Origin of the sequence: Roseiconus nitratireducens (assembly GCF_008629675.1) — a bacterium.
GTDB lineage: Bacteria > Planctomycetota > Planctomycetia > Pirellulales > Pirellulaceae > Stieleria > Stieleria nitratireducens.
Genome location: NZ_VWOX01000052.1, coordinates 1 through 2,077, shown reverse-complemented (window position 1 = coordinate 2,077; position 2,077 = coordinate 1). Strand labels below are relative to the sequence as shown.

The window sequence follows — 2,077 nt, the reverse complement described above, 5'->3', positions numbered from 1 at the left end:
ATAGTGATCAGCGGGGACGGGCGAACGGCTTGCAAGCAGACGAGAAAACGGACCACCCGTCCTCCGTTGAATCACATGGTTATCCCAATCGTCAGTCGGTAAACGTTAGTGCGCGAACAAACGCACCAATGTCTCCACCGAACCAATGCCATTCCATATTGTACGCGTTAATGAATGCCCCCGTTTTGTCGATCAAAGACGGTTCTGGTGAAGTGTTACTTGGACCGTCCGCCAGCAGCCAATGGGGCGCGTATAAGCTTCGCGTGATAGCGTCAACGGCAGGTGGGGCGTCCTCGTATCCGTAAACCGTCGTAAGCAGCGCAATGTATGGACCACACGAAAAAAGGTAGATCACAAAGAATGACGCGGAAAATGCGACAATGCGTAACGCGTTGAATCTAGCCAGGAATTTCCGAACAGAAAGACACGCAACGAAAGGAACACACGCCGCTGCGAAAACGGAAATGCCCCAGTTCCACCCTAGCAACGAAAAGGCTATTGCCATTACAAGCGTACCGAACATCAGAATGCGAATTGTCATCGCCTATCTCCATTCGTCCCTAATAAATCCCTCAGCGATACTGGGACTCTGCTTCGCTGATACGTACCACGTGAGGTCTTAGTGGGATAACGTCCGGCGATATGCGGGTCGCCGCGTTGGACCGGACGTCTTCGAGAACCGTCCTCGGCGACTCCGCATCATCGCATGGTTCCCGTCTATCTTCGAACATCAATTGGACAATGGTACCCGGCAATCGCCCGCGGTTCCAACCTTACGCGCATGATCGGCATTGGGGGCATTCCAGTTGGGAATCAGGCGTCGGTTCGCAGCGTTTGGTTTGAATGGGCGGCATCTACGAATCGGCCGGTCGGATTCTCTGGTTCACTCTGCAGTTGGGCGTTTGACCAATAGCCTGGAAAATACGCTGGTTCCTACGGCACGAGCCTTCCGGTCAGCGCGTCGGCCAAACCGGAAGAGGTGGCACTCTTCCAACCACACGGTCACTCGGTCGGTTGTCTTGGTTCTACGCGGAAGATCACGGGAACGTTGGCGATCACGCGGTCGCCGCGAGCGATCATCCACTTCAACAGTCATGGCTCGGCGACTCGTCGTGCATCGCGTTGTTACCCGATTTCGCAGACTCAGGTTTCCGTGAGTGCAGGAGCATCGGACTCTCTCACGCGAAACTTCAGCATGATTCGCTCCACCATTGTGCAAACCACCACTGGAACGCAAATCATAATCGTGGACTGAAATGTCTTGTAGGGAACCAATGGTTCTAGCGCCCAAAGATAAGGTTGGATCGCGCCCCACAGGGGAATTGGAACCAATCCTAGAACAACCCCACCAGTCAGTCGAAGGGCAAGCGGCGAGTAGTGAAACCGCCCGAGTCTTGGTGAAAACAAATTGACGGCGCCAACCATTCCTGAAAAAGCGAAGACTAGCAAATTTGAGAAAACAAATTCTGTCGGCGTAGAGACAAAAGTTCCTAAATCGGAAAACAGCCAATCGCTAGACCACGACGTGAGGGTCGCAGCAGCGGCAAAGGCGAACCAATGGAGTTTCGTCGACGAGTTAGGTCGCCACGTCGTTTCAGGTGGATCGTACGGGTTCATGCAATTCAGCCGGGTAACGGTAGGGATCACCGGGGCCGCGCGAATGATACAGCAAGGCCGATCCAACCTGACTCGCGGCCTCCGCGTGCATCCCATGGTTCGTCGACTGCCTCGGTCGGTGTTGGTGTCTGCAGCGTTGATTCAATGAACGTCATCGTACCGGCTAACGACGCTCGCGTGGGGCGGGCCATCCGACGGCGTTGGTTACTGTGTGATTGTCTGCAGTTTCTTCTAACGGTCATCATCGAGCCGGCTAGTGATAGCACCGTGGGGCGATGCATCCGTCGGCGTTGGTTACGCGAGTCGGAACGTGTCATGCAGCAGACATGGCATCTGGTTTGAGCCGCTTCCACCCGAACCCGGATTGAACAGCACAACTGATTTGGTGGTTCGCTTCGATCATCACCGACGACAGTTCGGGGCCGCATGACACGTTCTGCTCTAATCATCCGACGAACGT

2 protein-coding genes are annotated in these 2,077 nt (G+C 54.7%); both read right to left on the bottom strand.

What is annotated here, in order from left to right; genetic code table 11:
* Window positions 1–91: 91 nt before the first annotated feature.
* Window positions 92–541 (bottom strand): hypothetical protein, encoded by a 450-nt coding sequence (locus tag FYK55_RS28630; protein WP_150080044.1) that lies wholly within the window; start codon window positions 539–541, stop codon window positions 92–94.
* Between the two features lie 602 nt (window positions 542–1,143).
* Window positions 1,144–1,617, bottom strand: coding sequence for a hypothetical protein (locus FYK55_RS28625; RefSeq protein WP_150080043.1), 474 nt, complete (start codon window positions 1,615–1,617; stop codon window positions 1,144–1,146).
* Between the last annotated feature and the right edge of the window lie 460 nt (window positions 1,618–2,077).

Bases quoted from the DNA above. Each gene is read 5' to 3' on its own strand.
- FYK55_RS28625 (WP_150080043.1), bottom strand. From the start codon at position 1,617: ATGAACCCGTACGATCCACCTGAAACGACGTGGCGACCTAACTCGTCG.
- FYK55_RS28630 (WP_150080044.1), bottom strand. From the start codon at position 541: ATGACAATTCGCATTCTGATGTTCGGTACGCTTGTAATGGCAATAGCC.